The sequence below is a fragment of the Bdellovibrio bacteriovorus genome (genome assembly GCF_025558485.1).
Lineage (GTDB): Bacteria > Bdellovibrionota > Bdellovibrionia > Bdellovibrionales > Bdellovibrionaceae > Bdellovibrio > Bdellovibrio bacteriovorus_G.
Genome location: NZ_CP102930.1, coordinates 65,929 through 81,056 on the forward strand (window position 1 = coordinate 65,929; position 15,128 = coordinate 81,056).

Consider the following 15,128-nt stretch of genomic DNA (forward strand, 5'->3'; position numbering starts at 1 on the left):
CACCGCAGAGGCCTGAATGTCGATGCTTGATGCTTATTCCAAGTCGGCTTTCACGCGGGCAAAGTCGATTTGTTCCAAGGCTGTTTTGTCCAGCTCTGCTTCAGCCGCAGGCATGCACATCACTTCGTCGCAACAGGCTTCAGCCTGACGACGAAGGATTTCCAACTGTCCCTTCAAGGCTCCCTCGATAGAACGATGGCCAGTTTCAAGAGCTTCAACATCTTCAGATGAACAGTGTAAACGACGGGCAAGATCAGAGCGGCTCCAGCCTAAACGCAGGCGCAGATCGTGAAGAGATTCTTTATTCCAATCAAGATTTTGATTCTCAAGCATATAAACCCCTAGATTCACTTAAAAAAGTATCCTCTAATAGAGCAGGAATACTATTTCTATTGTAGGCGGTTTGCACTCGATAATGCGATAGGTCACAGACTATTGTTCAGGGAAAACAAAGACAAGGTCGTGTTCGCCAGCCAAATCCAATTTATCGCGAGCCTGGCGTTCAATGAAGGACGGGTCCTTGGCTTGTTTAAGCTGACCCGACAAGGCCGCAATGTTCTGACGCGTTTGCTGAATCTCAAAGGTAATACGATCGAAATCGCGATGCAGCCCCCATAAACGAAAGGCATTCCCATTCACCACGATAGAGATGGAAAAGACGGTAAGGCAGGCCATTGCCACTTTTGTGGGGCTGTTTAGAAAACGTCGTAAACCTACTGCAAACTGAGTGTAAGACATGGATTTATTCTAGCCAGATCTTGGGTTTGTGGCTACAGGACCGAAGCCTAGGTCCTGCCTCATTATTATAGATAAAATCAATATATAATATGAATCTTATCAATTCGATTTATTGTCAAAAATCACCGATCTTAACTGCAAGAGAGGTGTTATGAGAACATGGTCCGACTATCTTAAAACAGCACAAACCGAAGATCCCATCTTCGCATCTGTGCGCGAGGGACATTATTCTGAAGTTTTAAAGTATTTGGAAAATCTGGGAAACCCCAACTTGCGCAACCATAAGGGCCATTCCCTTCTGATGCTGGCGGCCTACAATGGGCAGTTGCCTCTGGTCAGTCTTTTAATTTCCTGCCATGCCGATGTGAACTCCCGCGATGATTCCGGAAATACGATCTTAATGGGTGTAGCTTTCAAAGGGCACAAACAAATTGTCCAGCAGTTGCTTCGCGCCGGGGCTGATCCTCTGGCTGTGAATCCCAAGGGTCAAACCGCACTGACCTTTGCCGAAGCCTTCGGACGCCACGAAGTCGCAGCATTGCTGGCAGATCTTGACACCGGATACCGCACCGTTCGCCCCCGTTTCTTTCGCCGAATTTCAGCCATGATGAAACTTTTTTCACTGCCAACCAAAGGAGCTTAATTCCATGAACAAAAAAACACTGACAACATCCGCAGGTATTCCTGTTTCTGAAAACCAGCACAGCCTGACTTCCGGTCCGCGTGGCCCCGTGGCTTTGCAGGACTACCATTTGATTGAAAAGCTGGCCCACTTCAACCGTGAGCGCATCCCTGAACGCGTGGTGCACGCCAAAGGCTCTGGAGCTTACGGCACCTTTACGGTCACTCACGACATCACTCGCTTCACCAAGGCCAGAATCTTTTCTGACATCGGCAAAAAGACGCCCGCTTTTCTGCGCTTTTCAACCGTGGCAGGTGAAAAAGGTTCGGCCGACACCGAACGCGATCCGCGCGGCTTTGCTTTGAAGTTTTATACTGAAGAAGGCAACTGGGATATCGTGGGGAATAACACGCCCGTGTTCTTTGAGCGTGATCCTTTGAAATTCCCGGACTTTATCCATTCTCAAAAACGCGATCCCCAAACCGGCTATAAAAATGCCTTCCGCATTTGGGACTATTGGGCAAATGCCCCTGAGGCGCTTCACCAGATCACCATTTTATTTAGCGACCGGGGTATTCCAGATGGCTATCGCTTTATGAATGGCTATGGCAGCCACACGTTCAGCTTTATCAACGCACAGAATGAACGCGTATGGGTGAAGTTCCACTTCAAATCCATGCAAGGGATTAAAAACCTGTCTGTGGCAAAAGCAGTGGAACTGGCCGGGACTGATCCTGACTATGCCGGACGCGATCTGTTTGAAGCCATCGAACGCGGAGAATTCCCCAAGTGGGCATTAAAGATACAAATCATGAGCGAACGCCAGGCAGAGCAGTTCCGCTTTGATCCGTTCGACTTAACAAAGATCTGGCCACACAAGGAGTTCCCACTGATAGATGTCGGTGTATTAGAACTCAACCGCAATCCTGAAAACTATTTTGCCGAAGTGGAACAAGCCGCATTTTCACCAAGCAATGTGCCACCGGGTGTGGGGTTTTCTCCGGACAAGATGCTGCAAGGGCGACTGTTCGCGTATCCCGATGCTCAACGCTATCGTCTGGGTGTGAACTATCAGTATCTGCCAGTGAATCGTCCGCATTCTGAAGTGAATGCTTATCACCGCGATGGAGCCATGCGCTTTGATGGCAATGGCGGACGGGCTGACAACTATGAGCCCAATGGCTTCGAAGGCCCTGTCCAAAACAAGTCCTTCCGCGAACCACCATTGGCGCTGTCAGGCACTTTGGATCGTCATGACTCCCATAAGGACAACGACGACTTCACACAGGCTGGAAACCTGTACCGTATCCTCAGCGAAGCAGAAAAGGACCGCCTGACAACGAACATCGCAGGCACCATGAAATCCATCCCCGAAGACCTGCAACGCCGGAACATCACCCACTTCACCAAATGTGATCCGGACTACGGCACCCGCATCGCCGCCAAACTCGGCCTGAAATAAAAAAACCCTGCGGTATAACCCGCAGGGCTTCTAATTTCAAAAATTCTTTTTCGGCGGCCGACTATCTGAAGGCCGCTTTGTCCCAATACAGCCCCATGCCACCAAGATCTTCTTCGATTCTTAGCAACTGGTTGTACTTCGCAGTTCTTTCACCACGGCACAAGCTGCCGGTTTTGATCTGATGGCAGTTTAGTGCCACAGACAAGTCAGCAATTGTCACATCTTCTGTTTCACCAGAACGGTGAGACATGATCGTGCGGTATTTGTTTCTTTGCGCCAGATTCACAGCATCGAAAGTTTCAGACAAAGTACCGATTTGATTTACTTTCACCAGCAAAGCATTTCCGGCTTTTTTCTCAAGACCCATGCGCAGACGTTTTGGATTGGTCACGAACAAGTCATCACCGATCAGCTGCATGGTGGAACCCATCTCTGCCGTTGCTTTCACCCAGGAATCCCAGTCGTCTTCAGCAAAACCGTCTTCGATGGAAACCAGCGGGTATTTTTCCGCCCATGATTTGTAGATACCCAGAAGTTCTGTCGGGCTGATGTGGCCACCTTGCCATTGGTATTTGCCGTCTTTGAACATTTCTGTAGAAGCCACATCCAAAGCCAGGAACACGTTTTGCCCCGGATCATAACCGGCATCCACGATCGCGTTCATCAAAAGGTCCAAAGCCTCCTGATTGGAACCCAATTTCGGAGCAAAGCCACCCTCGTCACCCACTGCTGTGGAAAGACCTTTTTTAGCCAGAATCTTTTTCAGCGTGTGGAAGATCTCCGCCCCGGCACGCAGGGATTCTGCGTAAGAATTATTCACTGTTGGAACAACCATGAACTCCTGAATGTCCAAACCGTTATTCGCATGTGCGCCACCGTTTAAAACGTTCATCAACGGAACCGGCAAACGAGTCGCCTGAGAACCACCGACATAACGGTACAACGGCAAACCACAGTCAGCAGCTGCGGCTTTCGCCACTGCCAAAGACACCCCCAGGATCGCATTTGCCCCCAGATTGGATTTATTTTCAGTGCCGTCGATATCACGAAGAATTTTGTCGATGTAAGTTTGTTCAGTCACCTGAAGACCGATGATTTCCGGAGCGATCTTTTCGCGAACATTATCAACCGCTTTGAAAACGCCTTTACCCAGGAAACGGTTCTTATCTCCATCACGAAGCTCGCAAGCCTCGTGCGCACCGGTGGAAGCTCCGGATGGAACTGCGGCACGGCCCATATTGCCATCAGCGGTGGTCACTTCAACTTCGACAGTTGGATTGCCACGGCTATCAAGAATTTCACGAGAGACGATGTTGATAATTTCAGACATGATGTTTTCCTTCTTTCTCGGCGTTCTTATTCATAGTTTTTTTTACCAGGTCCATGCTTTCAAAGACTGTGCGCGGATACTGGGTTTTTACGAATTCCCAGTCCACTCGGCGCATGGCCTCTTTCACCGCCGGGGTCATTTTCCCCTGAGCAGCCAGCATGGTGATCAGTTGCTGCGCGCGCACCATGTAGTCGTGCAGACGTGCCAGGTTCTGACTTAGAACATACCCCGGTGTTTCACTGTCAAAGTTCAAGTGTGACAGAGATCCTTCATGAGGCAACAGGGAAGAAGCGTTGTTAGAGGCCTCTTCCGGCTGGACCCCGGTGGATGCTTTCAGATTTTGCTTTTCAATCGCGCGGATTTTCTCTTCCAGATCGCCGACGTATTTTTGCAGATCCTCGCGCTCGCGTTGCGTGCGCTGAAGATCATCAATCAGACTTTGAAACAAAGCCGGGCTGACCTGATGGCCAACACTTTCACTGAAGATGGAACTTTGTTGCGTGGACCAATTCAACTGAATCGTGATGCCTTCCCAGTGACAGACCGCCGCGGGCTGACCGACATACACCGGCAGCGACTCAAACGCCGCTTTCAGGTAGGTCGTTACCAATGGGTATTGTTCTGCTGGCAAAGGCAAATCAAATGAAATACTGGCTTCGTCACGACGAAGATTTTCAATCGGCGGTTTCGGAGAGATAAAGTACGACAGGAATTGTTCAGGCTGATTAAAGATTTCCTGAGGATGCGGCATCATACGCAGAACGCTATCCAACACGCCCCAGGCACGCAGCTCCGGGCCTTCATGCCCTGCCCGCAGCAGAATATTTTCTTCTCTTTTCAGGGGAAGACGCAGAACAGACTCCAGAAAATTTTCCATCTCGGGAGCTGTCATCCAATACGACGAGTCCTTCAGCAGCTCCATCGGAAGATGAGCCTGCTCATAGAGCTGGCTGAGGTCTTCGCCCTGCTGCTCCAGAATAGTTAGAACTGCGTTTGAAATCTTACAACTAAAGTGCACGAAGAAGGTCTTAGCCTAGTTTCCCCACTCTTTAAACACAAAAAAACACCCCCCCTTTTCACTCGGAAAAGAGCACCCGCGTCACGCCTATGACGCGGCGTAGGCGTAAAAAATCACCAGGCACCTTTTAGGCTACTTTAGAAAACTTGCTCTTGGGGAATGGGAGGTTATTGTCGATGATCTCTTCCATAAACGATGGGACGTTGCCGGTGGGGATCAGCTTGCCTTCCAAGGTTCCGTCGGGACGACGTGTTAAACGGGACATTTCAAAGATCGGAATCACGTTGTATGAACCATCCGCATTGAATCCGCACACTTCGCTAATTGCTGCAATACGTCGAGATCCGTCGGAAAAACGTGAGACCTGGATGATAATTTCAATGGCCGAGGACACTTGAGAGCGCAAGGCCTTCTCACTGACTCGGGCATCGCCCCCTTGAGCCAGAGCCTCCAAACGCACGATCGCATCTTCAGGCGTATTGGCGTGGACCGTTCCCATACAGCCTTTGTGACCGGTGTTCATCGCATTCAGAAGCTCCATTGCTTCACTGGAACGAACCTCCCCCACGATGATTCTGTCGGGACGCAAACGCAGAGCGGACTTCAGCAGGTCCTTGATCGTCACTTCACCCTTCCCGGCCGCATCGGCCTGGCGGGTTTCAAACATCACCACGTGCTCGTATTCGACCTGCAACTCTGAAGAGTCCTCGATCACCATCACACGCTGACCTTTCGGGATGCGCGTGCATAGCAACGACAACAGCGTGGTCTTACCGGAACCGGTACCACCACTGACGATGATGTTTTTGCCAAGGAACATGCAAATATCCAGGAAGCGCGCACCGTCTTCGGTGATCGCTCCGAACTTGATGTAGTCGGCGAAAGTGATTTTGTTATTGGTGAATTTACGAATGGAAAGAGTCGTTCCCTTGCGCGACATCGGCGGGATCACCGCCGCAATACGCGAACCATCCGGAAGACGCGCATCCAAACGAGGCGATTCGTCGTCGATACGTCTGCCCACGCTTTGCGCGATACTGTTGACCGCCGCGCGCAGATCATCTTCAGACGGGAAAGATTCGGCCACCCTTTCGAGCTTCCCTTTTCTTTCCACAAAGATTTCCTTATGGCCATTTACAAGAATTTCCGACACACCCTTGTCTTCGAGGTATTTCGCAACAGGACCGAGATTCTGCTGAATGGTCTGTTTGAAAACGTTCGACTGGTCAGACATGGGTGCCTTTCCTCACTAACGAATTAGTTGGATGCCGGCTTGCGATCTGCCGCTGCCGCATCGGAATAGATAATGAACTTCCCCTGCACCGCTGTTTCCGGACACTGGTAAGAGAAGATTCCATCTGTTTTTGGGTTTACAAAGAAAGTCTTCTGTTCACCAAACACCGTGTTGTGATGTTCAGAGAAAGCATCCAGCACGAAGCTGACATTTTTTTCCTTATTGTTCACATTCACGATATGAATACGATAATTGCCGCCTTTTTTCAGGCGCACCTGTTCAGGAACAAAGCCCTTGTCCGTATTCATGATGACGATGTCCTGAGTCGGCTCCACCGAATCAAAGACCTTGCTCAGAATATTTACGGATTGATCCTCCTGCACGCTGGCTGGCAGACGATCTTCGTTTTTGACTTTATTGAATTCAACCTGACGACGGGAGAAATCCACTTCCCACGCATTCGCTACAGAAGAAAGCAACAACAGGCAAAGAACCTTAGTGCAACTCTGTGCGATCCTGGAACTCACAAAACTCACGGGCCACCTCCATAGCGATATAATTCACGGACCTAGGGTCCATCATGTGGAGCTTCTGAATCAGAAGGTCTTTGTTGCCGCGGCAGCCGTTGATTGTCTGGAAAGCGTCACTCAGGATCTGTGGGTTTGCCATCATTTCCCTCGTCACTTCGGACCAATCAAGCTTCAATACAGGGTCGATAGCCCCTACGGAGTAGAGTGCATCAAACACTAATTGCAAATCGCCTTGCAGAAACATCGAATCCTCCTAATTTGCTCAAGGGCATCCAGCCCACATGGTGTTTCTATCGGTAGGAGTTCATTAGAACTTGAGTCAATTTGAGGCGATTTTTGAAGACTTGAGGAGATCTATCGTTTGACGCTGGCCCAGAGTCGAATCGGACTTGGGCCCGGTCAAGTCGAGGGAAATTACTGTTCGGAGTCGGCAGATTCTGCCGCTTTTTCGACCGTCTCTTGAGAGGATTCAGTCAGGATTTTGCCCGCAATTTCAGAAGGAGACGTCGTGTCCTTCATCGTGCGAAGCTTTCTTTCGTTCACCGCTTCCTTGGAAAGTTCGATCCTTGCGTCACGAATACGTTCAGCAATCTTCCTTTCAAATCCGTCATTCTTCATGTGCGGCTTGATCTCGGACAAAAGATTTTCCAGAAAAATGACGTAGGTCGTTTGGACGACAGGTTTAAAAGCCCGAGGATTCTTCAGGGCATTGATCGCTTCGTCAGTAAGTTGACTGATCGTTTTTTCCCAGGACTCCAACTCATCAAGGTTTGAACGCAAAGGTGACACAATCTTTTCAATCATTTCATCGTCGTTAGGACGAGAATACACCGCCTGAAGGGCTTCTTTCAGCGGAACCGCTTTGCCGCTGGATGACTTTTTGGACTCAGTCACCTTGTCATTAACCAGCTTGTTCATCTGATCCAGATCTTTCAAAGCCAGTTGAGAATAGTTAAACAGCAAACCAGCATGCGCCGTGCCGCCAAGAAACATAAGAGCGAACATTGTTAAAAGGAAATTTGATTTATTCATAGAACTCAGTTTAAAGGGGTCCCAGAGTGAGACAAGTCCTGATTAGCAGGACCTTGGACCGGGATTTTTTCCTTCCCTCTAAACTGAAAATGATGTCAATATAAAGGGGCTCAAAAAATTACAATCATCCATCTTGGAGGAAGACATTGAAAGCACTTAAGTTATTTGGAATTTCAGCACTGGCACTTACATTGGTAAATTGTGCCCCTTCAGCTAAACAACTCAAGGAAGCAGTGGAAAAAGATCCGAGCATCGTGTTCGCAGCGATCGAAAAAGATCCAGAGCAATTCATTGAAGTGGTTAACAAAGCTGCTCAGAACGCTCAACGTAAAGCTCAGGAAAAAGCGGTTGCTGAAGAAGGCAAAAAACGCGACGACGAATTCAAAAACCCACTTCAACCGGCTATCGAAGAAGGCCGTGTTGTCTTCGGTCCTAAAGATGCAAAAATCACTATCATTGAATACTCTGACTTCGAGTGCCCATACTGCGCTAAAGGTCACGCGACTGTTGATGAAGTGATGAAAGCTTATCCAAAAGACGTTCGTGTTATCTACAAACACCTTCCTTTGGATTTCCACCCAATGGCAATGCCTGCGGCTGAATACTTTGAAGCAATCGCTCTTCAGGATCACGCAAAAGCTGAAAAGTTCTACAACCTGGTGTTCGAGAACCAAGGCGACCTGCGTACTAAAAAAGAGGGTGCTTTGAAAGACTTTGCTAAAAAAGTGGGCGCGGACCTTAAGAAAGTTGAAAAAGACCTTAAGTCTGAAGCGGTACAAAAACGTATCGAAGCGGACATGGAAGAAGCTCGTAAATTCAACTTCTCCGGTACTCCGGGCTTCCTGATCAACGGTGTTTCTTTGCGTGGTGCATATCCATTTGCTGACTTCAAAGAAATCATTGATCGTCATCTTAAAGACGCTAAGTAATTCTTTTTAAAAAAAGATCAAAATAAAAACCCACAGCCTCAAAACTGTGGGTTTTTTATTTGCCCGGACCCACGTCCTGCCTCTAAAGTGGAGGGAACCAACCACCAAGGAGTTCCGCCATGAGCGCCCACGCAAAATCCATGATTCTAAAAGCTCAGGACGACCTCGATATCGCCCAAAAACATCTTAACGATGAAAAGCAGCACGATCTGGTCGGCTACAATCTGGCTCAAGCCTGCGAAAAGTTCTTAAAAGCTCTTTGCGAAATGCGCGGTTTGGAATACCCGCACGATGAAGAAGGGCACGATCTGGATGCCCTGATGCAGGTGCTGGAAGAAAACAACTTCTCTGCGATTTCCTCGCATGCCGATGTGATCGAACTGACCCCTTACAACTCCCCGAACGCCCATGTCCGTGCTGATGAACGCCTGGATATGGAAGAATACTTCGGCTACGTTGAAAATCTAAAAAAACTGGTCGGCGAACAACTGCGAGTGCTTCTGTAAGGAAGCCAGCTCCTAATGATTTTTACCTAAAGACTAGGAGGCCCGGGGCCGAAGCCCCCCTTCTCGTTCGACCGATTGTCGCCTCATAACATAGCTCATCTTCAATTTATACGCCTTTTAGGCTGCCATTCGTCTTGCACTAGCTTACTCCAACACAAAACTTGACAAATTTGTCCATTTTTAAGAGGATAAGCATGGTACAAAGACGCGTTTATGCGGTCGATATCACAGTTAATGGACTGCGCCTTAGCCAGGTCATCATTGATCCCCATTACGAATTAAAGCTCTCGACCTCAATAACTGACGAATTGATTCTTAGGTTAGTTCATCTTTTAGACGGAAATGATTTTTCACCTGAAGCCGACGATGAGGCCTATGAATACTTTGTCACCGAGAACATGCGATTGGATGGCAAGCTTTACCGCCTGATATGGCTGACGGAAAAAGGCAAGTTTTACCTAGGCGTAGTTAATGCCTATCGGAGGAGATAATGGCGTTTCCCAGTAAGAAGAAATTGGCAGCGGTGCGAACTAAACTTGAGAAGGCAGAGGGTGCTCAGCTCCTTTCTCCGGATGCAACTCCACTGGAAAAGCTTCGCTATGAAATTTGCAGACAATTTGTGATCTATCAGAGAGAACACGGATTAAAGGCGAAGGAATTGGCGAAAATCGTGGGCGTCGATGAAAGTATCATCAGCAAAGTGCTGCGCTATCGCAATGATCGCTTTACAACTGATAAGCTGATGGAAATGCTCGCAAAGATTTATCCGAAGCACCGGATTGCCCTTAAGGTGTCCTAAAGCGAAATGGAAAACTCCTGATTTTTCTCAATCAGGAGTTTTCGCCAGAGACTTTTAAATCTATTTAAACGCGTAAAGAAGACTGCCGCCTTTGATCAGGTTGATGACCTTGTCGCGGTTGGCTTGGGATACCGCCGGGCAACCCCAACTGCGCCCTTGAATCACCGCTGAATCCTGAACATAACTGGCCCCGTGAACCACGATCGCGCGAGAGCGCGCATTGGAGTTCGTGGAAGACAAGCCATCCAGACGCAAAGAATAGCCGTTACTGCCCTGATAGGTTTCTGCGGTTTTATAGAAGCCCAAAGACGAAGCATTGGAACCAGACACGTTACTGAACTTTTCCGCAAAACCATCGTGGTTGCTGTCAGAACCTTTTCCGTGTGACACGTGAACATTCCACACCGCGCCCGTTTTCATGTCGATAAAGTACCAGCGCTTTTGCGTGGACTTCTGACTGAAATCCAAAACCGAAATGACATTTTGATTCTTGAACGAGGTTTTATTCTTATGGAAATACAAGACAGCCGCTTTCAATCCTGCCGTCGGCACGATGTGGTTCGGGTCCAGATAGTCATAAAGTTTTAAAATCGCCTCGTCCCCGTCCACAACCTCGTCAGGAACTTCAGGCGTGGTCGGAGTAGTCACTTCAGGAGTTTCAACAACGCCGGGAGTTTCCGTACTGCCCTGAGAATTATTGCCCTCGCTCGGCATCTCGACCGTGGGTTCATTGTTCGGGTCATCGGGCAGCACTGGAGTTCCAGGTCCACAGGCCGCCAGTAAGAATGTCGTGGAAAGTACCAAGAGTGTTTTTGAGTTTATAAGAGCCATGGTGATCCTCCGTGAATGTTCACAGAAGCGGATCGGCCACTCATATTTGAAACTTTAAAGACTGTGGAACTGACTGAATACTTGGCAGGTTTTCAGAGAGAAAGTGTCCAGTTTTCTGACATTTTCCAGACCTTGGATAGGGCCTAAACAAAAAGAGCGGGGATCATCCCCGCTCTTGCTAAGACCAGCTAATAAAATCGCGTGGGATTACTTCAAGGAAGCAATATCAATCACGAAGCGATAGCGCACATCACCTTTCAACATGCGCTCATAAGACTCGTTGATTTTGTCGATGTTGATCAGCTCGATGTCAGAGGTGATTCCATGTTCAGCACAGAAATCCAGCATTTCTTGCGTTTCCTTGATACCACCGATCAAAGAGCCGGCAAGACTGCGACGTCCACCGATCAACGGGAATGCGTGAATGGCCTCGGGCTTGTCAGGTACACCCAACAGCACCATCGTGCCGTCACGCTTAAGTAGCTGCAAATGACTGCCCAGATCAATCGGCGCTGACACTGTGTTGATGATCAAATCAAAACTGCGATTGTATTTTTTGAAAGTTTCTTGTTCAGAGGTGGCTGCATAATTGTGCGCCCCCAAACGATGAGCATCGTCCTTCTTTTTATTGGAAGAACTAAGCACGGTGACTTCCGCCCCCATTGCCGCCGCTAGTTTGACAGCCATGTGGCCCAGGCCGCCCAAACCCATCACAGCCACTTTCTTACCCGGCCCCGCTTTCCAATGACGAAGTGGAGAATAAGTCGTGATCCCGGCACACAAAAGAGGGGCCGCTTTATCCAAAGGAAGTTTCGGGGAGATCTTTAAAACAAAATCCTCGTTCACCACAATTTGCGTGGAATAACCACCCTGGGTCACAGTCACGCCGTCTTTTTCGACAGAATTATAAGTCCCGACCGACCCGTTTTCGCAGTACTGCTCCAGACCCTCGCCACAGGAAGGACAAGTGCGGCAGGAATCCACCAAACAACCCACACCGACAGAATCACCCGCTTTGAATTTCTTCACAGAGCTTCCGACGCTGATGACTTTCCCCACGATTTCATGACCGGGAACCATCGGGAACTTGGAACCACCCCACTCGTCACGCACCTGATGTAAATCCGAATGGCACACCCCGCAGAAGTGAATGTCGATCTGGACATCATGAGGTCCCGGATCACGGCGTTCAAACTTGTAGGGTTTCAAAGGCTCTTTGGATTGATAAGCGGCATAAGCATTCACTGGAATCATCACGGTGCTCCTTACAGTTTAAGAGGAAGAACTGTCTCTGATAGTTCAATGGCTTCAGGGGTTAAGTCCAGCACAAGCGGCGAAACCTTCACACCTTTTTGATGAGCCTCCCGAAGCAAACGGCCATATTCCGGATCAATATCATCCGCCGGAGCAAACGAGCCACAATCATGGCGCTGAATTGTGAATACAATTTCAGCTGTGTGTCCCTGTTCCACCAAAGCCATTAGTTCACGCAAGTGTTTTTGCCCACGTTCCGTCACGGCATCGGGGAACTTGGCAACACCATCTTCTGACAGGGTGACATTTTTGACTTCGATGAAATGCAATGATTCACTGCCGTTTTTCTTCAGGGCAAAATCCAAGCGGGTTTCCGCACTAATTTTGTATTCCGGCTTCACTTCATCAAACCCGGCCCAATGTGCAAAGGTCCCCACCACGTCCTTCTTATGACCGATGACGTGCTGAAGAGTTTCGCGCACCACCGTGTTCGGCGTTGCTGTGTTAACCCCCACCCACGCTCCCGATGGAGATTTGATCATTTCCAATGTGAATTTTAGCTTTCGTTCCGGATTGGTGCTTTCAGAGAACAGACAGTGCTGCCCCGGATTATTCACACTTTTAAGGCTGCCCGTGTTAGGCACATGGGCTGTAATGGTCTGCCCTTTCCACTCAATGTCTGCAAAAAAGCGCTTATAGCGTTTTAGAAAAATACCTTCTTGCAACTTGCTGTGAAACTTCATGAAAACCTCATTTGAAAATCGAATTCTTTTTCATGAAATTAGTCTGTCAGCCGCCCTTTTGTCGATTCCTTTTGCCCCCCACCCGACACCCTACAGCTTTAAAGGCTCCCTGCAAAAATGACACTGTTGCGTGGCAGCCCTAAAGAGCCCTCCAGATAACCTGTTATGCGCGGCGTTAATGGGTGCAAATACTCTACCGTGAGCATAGAACGGGATGCTGCTCTCAACCCGCCACTTTATCTTCGCAGAAGCCATTTCATTGCGAAGGGCGAGAGCTTTGATTTTGATTGTTTATCAATTTGAGCTAAGCGTTCAGTTATACGAGTTTTTTCTTCTTTTAGATTATTAATTTGTTGCGTCATTTCGTGAGCATAGAACGGGATGCTGCTCTCAACCCGCCACTTTATCTTCGCAGAAGTCATTTCATTGCGAAGGGCGAGAGCTTTAATTTTGATTGTTTAAGTTATGCAACAAGGAAAGGAACTTTCTCAACATGGCAACTGATGTAAAACTGCCCGAACTTGGTGAAGGTGTTACTGAAGGTGAATTGGTAAAATGGTTGGTGAAACCCGGTGATTCTGTAAAAGCCGATCAGGCGATCGCAGAGGTTTTGACTGACAAGGCAACGGTTGAAGTTCCATCTCCTGTTGCTGGCGTGGTGAAAGATTTGAAATTTAAAGCAGGCGACGTAGTTAAAGTCGGTTCCACCATGATCACTCTTGACGGTGCGGGAGCGGCGGCAAAACCAGCGGCTCCAGCTCCTGCGGCTTCCAAACCAGCTGCTCCGGCAGCCGGTGGTGGTAAATCTCAAGAGGTTAAACTTCCTGAATTGGGTGAAGGCGTTACTGAAGGCGAACTTGTTAAGTGGTTGGTAAAACCAGGCGACTCTGTCAAAGCAGACCAGGCGATTGCTGAAGTCCTGACTGACAAAGCCACTGTGGAAGTTCCTACTCCGGCAGCGGGTGTTGTAAAAGATCTTAAATTCAAAGCAGGTGAAGTTGTTAAAGTCGGCTCCACCATGATCATCCTGGAAGGTGCAGGCGGCGCAGCTTCCGCTCCGGCTCCGGCAGCTTCAAGTGCTGGTTCAGTGCAGTCTGCGCCTGCACACTCCGCGGCTTCCGCCGCCAAAGCAGCTCCGGCGGCAACAGCGTCCACTTCTGCAGGCATCTTCCCGCCTGTGGCTGATTCCAAAGTATTGGCGACTCCGGCAACTCGTCGTCTGGCTCGTGAAATGGGTGTTGATATCAACTCTCTTTCCGGTACAGGTCTGGCAGGTCGCGTGACTCGTGAAGATGTGATGTCTTCCGGTGGTGCTGGTTCAGCTTCGGCGAAGCCTCAGCACTCCGTGGCTTCCGCCACCATTCCTAAACCAGCTTACCAAGGCCCGGCAGGTGCTGCGGAAGAGCGCGTTCCATTGATCGGCATCCGTAAGAAGATCGCTGAGAACATGCAGCGTTCTAAGCACGTGATCCCTCACTTCACCATCATGGATGAAGCGAAAGTGGATGCGATGGTTGCTCTTCGCGAAGGCCTGAAAGAACACGCAGAGAAAAACGGCACGAAGATCACTTACCTTCCAATCGTGATGAAGGCTTTGATCGCGACGATCCGCGAATTCCCGATGTTCAACGCGTCCATCGACGATGCGGCTGGCGAAATCGTTTACAAAAAATACTTCAACCTGGGCTTCGCAGCGGACACTCCAAACGGACTTGTTGTTCCTGTGATCAAAAACGCGGACCAGAAATCCATTCTGGAAATCTCCAAAGAAATTCTGGATCTTTCCAAGCGTGCTCGTGACGGGAAGTTGAAACCGGACGAAATGAAAGGTGCGACTATCACTGTGACGAACATCGGTTCTATCGGTGGCACTTACGCGACTCCGGTGATCAATCACCCTGAAGTGGCGATCCTGGGCATGTACAAGATCGATGAAAAAATCGTTCTGAAAAACGGTCAGGTTTCTGCAATCAAAGTTATGAACTACACAATGACTGCCGATCACCGTTTGATCGACGGCGCTGTTGCTGCAAGATTCCTTGCTGCCTTCATCGGCCGCATCGAAAACCCAGGCAAACTTTTGGTGGAGCTAGTTTAATC

Annotated in this window: 18 protein-coding genes; 7 read left to right on the forward strand and 11 right to left on the reverse strand. The window is 48.9% G+C overall.

The window, feature by feature from the left end; translation table 11 throughout:
• Nucleotides 1–33 precede the first annotated feature (33 nt).
• Complete coding sequence (locus tag EZJ49_RS00335; RefSeq protein ID WP_262553394.1) at nucleotides 34–333, reverse strand: XRE family transcriptional regulator; 300 nt, start codon at nucleotides 331–333, stop codon at nucleotides 34–36.
• 99 nt (nucleotides 334–432) lie between these two features.
• Entirely contained in the window at nucleotides 433–738 is a 306-nt protein-coding gene (locus EZJ49_RS00340) for a septum formation initiator family protein (RefSeq protein WP_262553395.1), read from the reverse strand.
• A 151-nt stretch (nucleotides 739–889) separates the two neighbouring features.
• On the opposite strand from EZJ49_RS00340, the gene EZJ49_RS00345 reads away from it, so the two are divergent.
• Together EZJ49_RS00345 and EZJ49_RS00350 are read left to right on the forward strand one after the other, a co-directional pair.
• A complete protein-coding gene (locus EZJ49_RS00345; protein ID WP_262553396.1) occupies nucleotides 890–1,381 on the forward strand; it encodes an ankyrin repeat domain-containing protein in 492 nt (163 codons plus the stop codon).
• Nucleotides 1,382–1,385: 4 nt separating this feature from the next.
• The gene (locus EZJ49_RS00350) at nucleotides 1,386–2,822 is read left to right on the forward strand and encodes a catalase (RefSeq protein WP_262553397.1); all 1,437 of its coding nucleotides are present in this window, start codon (nucleotides 1,386–1,388) and stop codon (nucleotides 2,820–2,822) included.
• Between the two features lie 61 nt (nucleotides 2,823–2,883).
• Here the strand turns inward: EZJ49_RS00350 and eno are convergent, their stop codons facing one another.
• The 6 genes from eno to EZJ49_RS00380 all read right to left on the reverse strand — a co-directional run bounded on the left by eno (nucleotide 2,884) and on the right by EZJ49_RS00380 (nucleotide 7,966).
• Entirely contained in the window at nucleotides 2,884–4,152 is a 1,269-nt protein-coding gene (eno, locus tag EZJ49_RS00355) for a phosphopyruvate hydratase (RefSeq protein ID WP_262553398.1), read from the reverse strand.
• The gene (locus tag EZJ49_RS00360; protein WP_262553399.1) at nucleotides 4,145–5,170 is read right to left on the reverse strand and encodes a hypothetical protein; all 1,026 of its coding nucleotides are present in this window, start codon (nucleotides 5,168–5,170) and stop codon (nucleotides 4,145–4,147) included. Before EZJ49_RS00360 ends, eno begins: the two co-directional genes overlap by 8 nt.
• A 127-nt stretch (nucleotides 5,171–5,297) precedes the next feature.
• Nucleotides 5,298–6,404 (reverse strand): CpaF family protein, encoded by a 1,107-nt coding sequence (locus EZJ49_RS00365; protein WP_262553400.1) that lies wholly within the window; start codon nucleotides 6,402–6,404, stop codon nucleotides 5,298–5,300.
• Nucleotides 6,405–6,427: 23 nt separating this feature from the next.
• Nucleotides 6,428–6,940: a cupredoxin domain-containing protein gene (locus EZJ49_RS00370; protein ID WP_262553401.1), complete on the reverse strand. Its 513-nt coding sequence runs from the start codon at nucleotides 6,938–6,940 to the stop codon at nucleotides 6,428–6,430.
• The gene (locus tag EZJ49_RS00375) at nucleotides 6,900–7,178 is read right to left on the reverse strand and encodes a cytochrome (protein WP_262553402.1); all 279 of its coding nucleotides are present in this window, start codon (nucleotides 7,176–7,178) and stop codon (nucleotides 6,900–6,902) included. Before EZJ49_RS00375 ends, EZJ49_RS00370 begins: the two co-directional genes overlap by 41 nt.
• A gap of 170 nt (nucleotides 7,179–7,348) precedes the next feature.
• Entirely contained in the window at nucleotides 7,349–7,966 is a 618-nt protein-coding gene (locus EZJ49_RS00380; protein ID WP_262553403.1) for a hypothetical protein, read from the reverse strand.
• Nucleotides 7,967–8,112: 146 nt separating this feature from the next.
• On the opposite strand from EZJ49_RS00380, the gene EZJ49_RS00385 reads away from it, so the two are divergent.
• The 4 genes from EZJ49_RS00385 to EZJ49_RS00400 all read left to right on the forward strand — a co-directional run bounded on the left by EZJ49_RS00385 (nucleotide 8,113) and on the right by EZJ49_RS00400 (nucleotide 10,200).
• Entirely contained in the window at nucleotides 8,113–8,895 is a 783-nt protein-coding gene (locus EZJ49_RS00385; RefSeq protein ID WP_262553404.1) for a DsbA family protein, read from the forward strand.
• A gap of 119 nt (nucleotides 8,896–9,014) precedes the next feature.
• Complete coding sequence (locus EZJ49_RS00390; protein ID WP_262553405.1) at nucleotides 9,015–9,401, forward strand: HEPN domain-containing protein; 387 nt, start codon at nucleotides 9,015–9,017, stop codon at nucleotides 9,399–9,401.
• A 194-nt stretch (nucleotides 9,402–9,595) separates the two neighbouring features.
• Nucleotides 9,596–9,892 carry a hypothetical protein gene (locus EZJ49_RS00395; RefSeq protein ID WP_262553406.1) on the forward strand — a complete coding sequence of 99 codons (297 nt, stop codon included), beginning with the start codon at nucleotides 9,596–9,598 and terminating at the stop codon, nucleotides 9,890–9,892.
• A complete protein-coding gene (locus EZJ49_RS00400; protein WP_262553407.1) occupies nucleotides 9,892–10,200 on the forward strand; it encodes a helix-turn-helix domain-containing protein in 309 nt (102 codons plus the stop codon). The genes EZJ49_RS00395 and EZJ49_RS00400 overlap by 1 nt, the downstream gene beginning before the upstream one ends.
• Before the next feature lie 60 nt (nucleotides 10,201–10,260).
• Here EZJ49_RS00400 and EZJ49_RS00405 read toward each other — a convergent pair whose 3' ends face one another.
• The 3 genes from EZJ49_RS00405 to sfsA all read right to left on the reverse strand — a co-directional run bounded on the left by EZJ49_RS00405 (nucleotide 10,261) and on the right by sfsA (nucleotide 13,028).
• Entirely contained in the window at nucleotides 10,261–11,031 is a 771-nt protein-coding gene (locus EZJ49_RS00405; protein ID WP_262553408.1) for a murein L,D-transpeptidase catalytic domain family protein, read from the reverse strand.
• Between the two features lie 207 nt (nucleotides 11,032–11,238).
• Entirely contained in the window at nucleotides 11,239–12,285 is a 1,047-nt protein-coding gene (locus EZJ49_RS00410; RefSeq protein WP_262553409.1) for an NAD(P)-dependent alcohol dehydrogenase, read from the reverse strand.
• An 11-nt stretch (nucleotides 12,286–12,296) separates the two neighbouring features.
• Complete coding sequence (gene sfsA, locus EZJ49_RS00415) at nucleotides 12,297–13,028, reverse strand: DNA/RNA nuclease SfsA (RefSeq protein ID WP_262553410.1); 732 nt, start codon at nucleotides 13,026–13,028, stop codon at nucleotides 12,297–12,299.
• Nucleotides 13,029–13,521: 493 nt separating this feature from the next.
• Between sfsA and EZJ49_RS00420 the strand changes: the two genes are divergently transcribed.
• Nucleotides 13,522–15,126, forward strand: a complete 1,605-nt coding sequence (locus EZJ49_RS00420; protein ID WP_262553411.1) for a 2-oxo acid dehydrogenase subunit E2 — start codon at nucleotides 13,522–13,524, stop codon at nucleotides 15,124–15,126.
• Nucleotides 15,127–15,128: the final 2 nt, after the last annotated feature.

Bases quoted from the DNA above. Each gene is read 5' to 3' on its own strand.
- EZJ49_RS00335 (WP_262553394.1), bottom strand. From the start codon at position 333: ATGCTTGAGAATCAAAATCTTGATTGGAATAAAGAATCTCTTCACGAT.
- EZJ49_RS00340 (WP_262553395.1), bottom strand. From the start codon at position 738: ATGTCTTACACTCAGTTTGCAGTAGGTTTACGACGTTTTCTAAACAGC.
- EZJ49_RS00345 (WP_262553396.1), top strand. From the start codon at position 890: ATGAGAACATGGTCCGACTATCTTAAAACAGCACAAACCGAAGATCCC.
- EZJ49_RS00350 (WP_262553397.1), top strand. From the start codon at position 1,386: ATGAACAAAAAAACACTGACAACATCCGCAGGTATTCCTGTTTCTGAA.
- eno (WP_262553398.1), bottom strand. From the start codon at position 4,152: ATGTCTGAAATTATCAACATCGTCTCTCGTGAAATTCTTGATAGCCGT.
- EZJ49_RS00365 (WP_262553400.1), bottom strand. From the start codon at position 6,404: ATGTCTGACCAGTCGAACGTTTTCAAACAGACCATTCAGCAGAATCTC.
- EZJ49_RS00375 (WP_262553402.1), bottom strand. From the start codon at position 7,178: ATGTTTCTGCAAGGCGATTTGCAATTAGTGTTTGATGCACTCTACTCC.
- EZJ49_RS00380 (WP_262553403.1), bottom strand. From the start codon at position 7,966: ATGAATAAATCAAATTTCCTTTTAACAATGTTCGCTCTTATGTTTCTT.
- EZJ49_RS00390 (WP_262553405.1), top strand. From the start codon at position 9,015: ATGAGCGCCCACGCAAAATCCATGATTCTAAAAGCTCAGGACGACCTC.
- EZJ49_RS00395 (WP_262553406.1), top strand. From the start codon at position 9,596: ATGGTACAAAGACGCGTTTATGCGGTCGATATCACAGTTAATGGACTG.
- EZJ49_RS00400 (WP_262553407.1), top strand. From the start codon at position 9,892: ATGGCGTTTCCCAGTAAGAAGAAATTGGCAGCGGTGCGAACTAAACTT.
- EZJ49_RS00405 (WP_262553408.1), bottom strand. From the start codon at position 11,031: ATGGCTCTTATAAACTCAAAAACACTCTTGGTACTTTCCACGACATTC.
- EZJ49_RS00410 (WP_262553409.1), bottom strand. From the start codon at position 12,285: ATGATTCCAGTGAATGCTTATGCCGCTTATCAATCCAAAGAGCCTTTG.
- sfsA (WP_262553410.1), bottom strand. From the start codon at position 13,028: ATGAAGTTTCACAGCAAGTTGCAAGAAGGTATTTTTCTAAAACGCTAT.
- EZJ49_RS00420 (WP_262553411.1), top strand. From the start codon at position 13,522: ATGGCAACTGATGTAAAACTGCCCGAACTTGGTGAAGGTGTTACTGAA.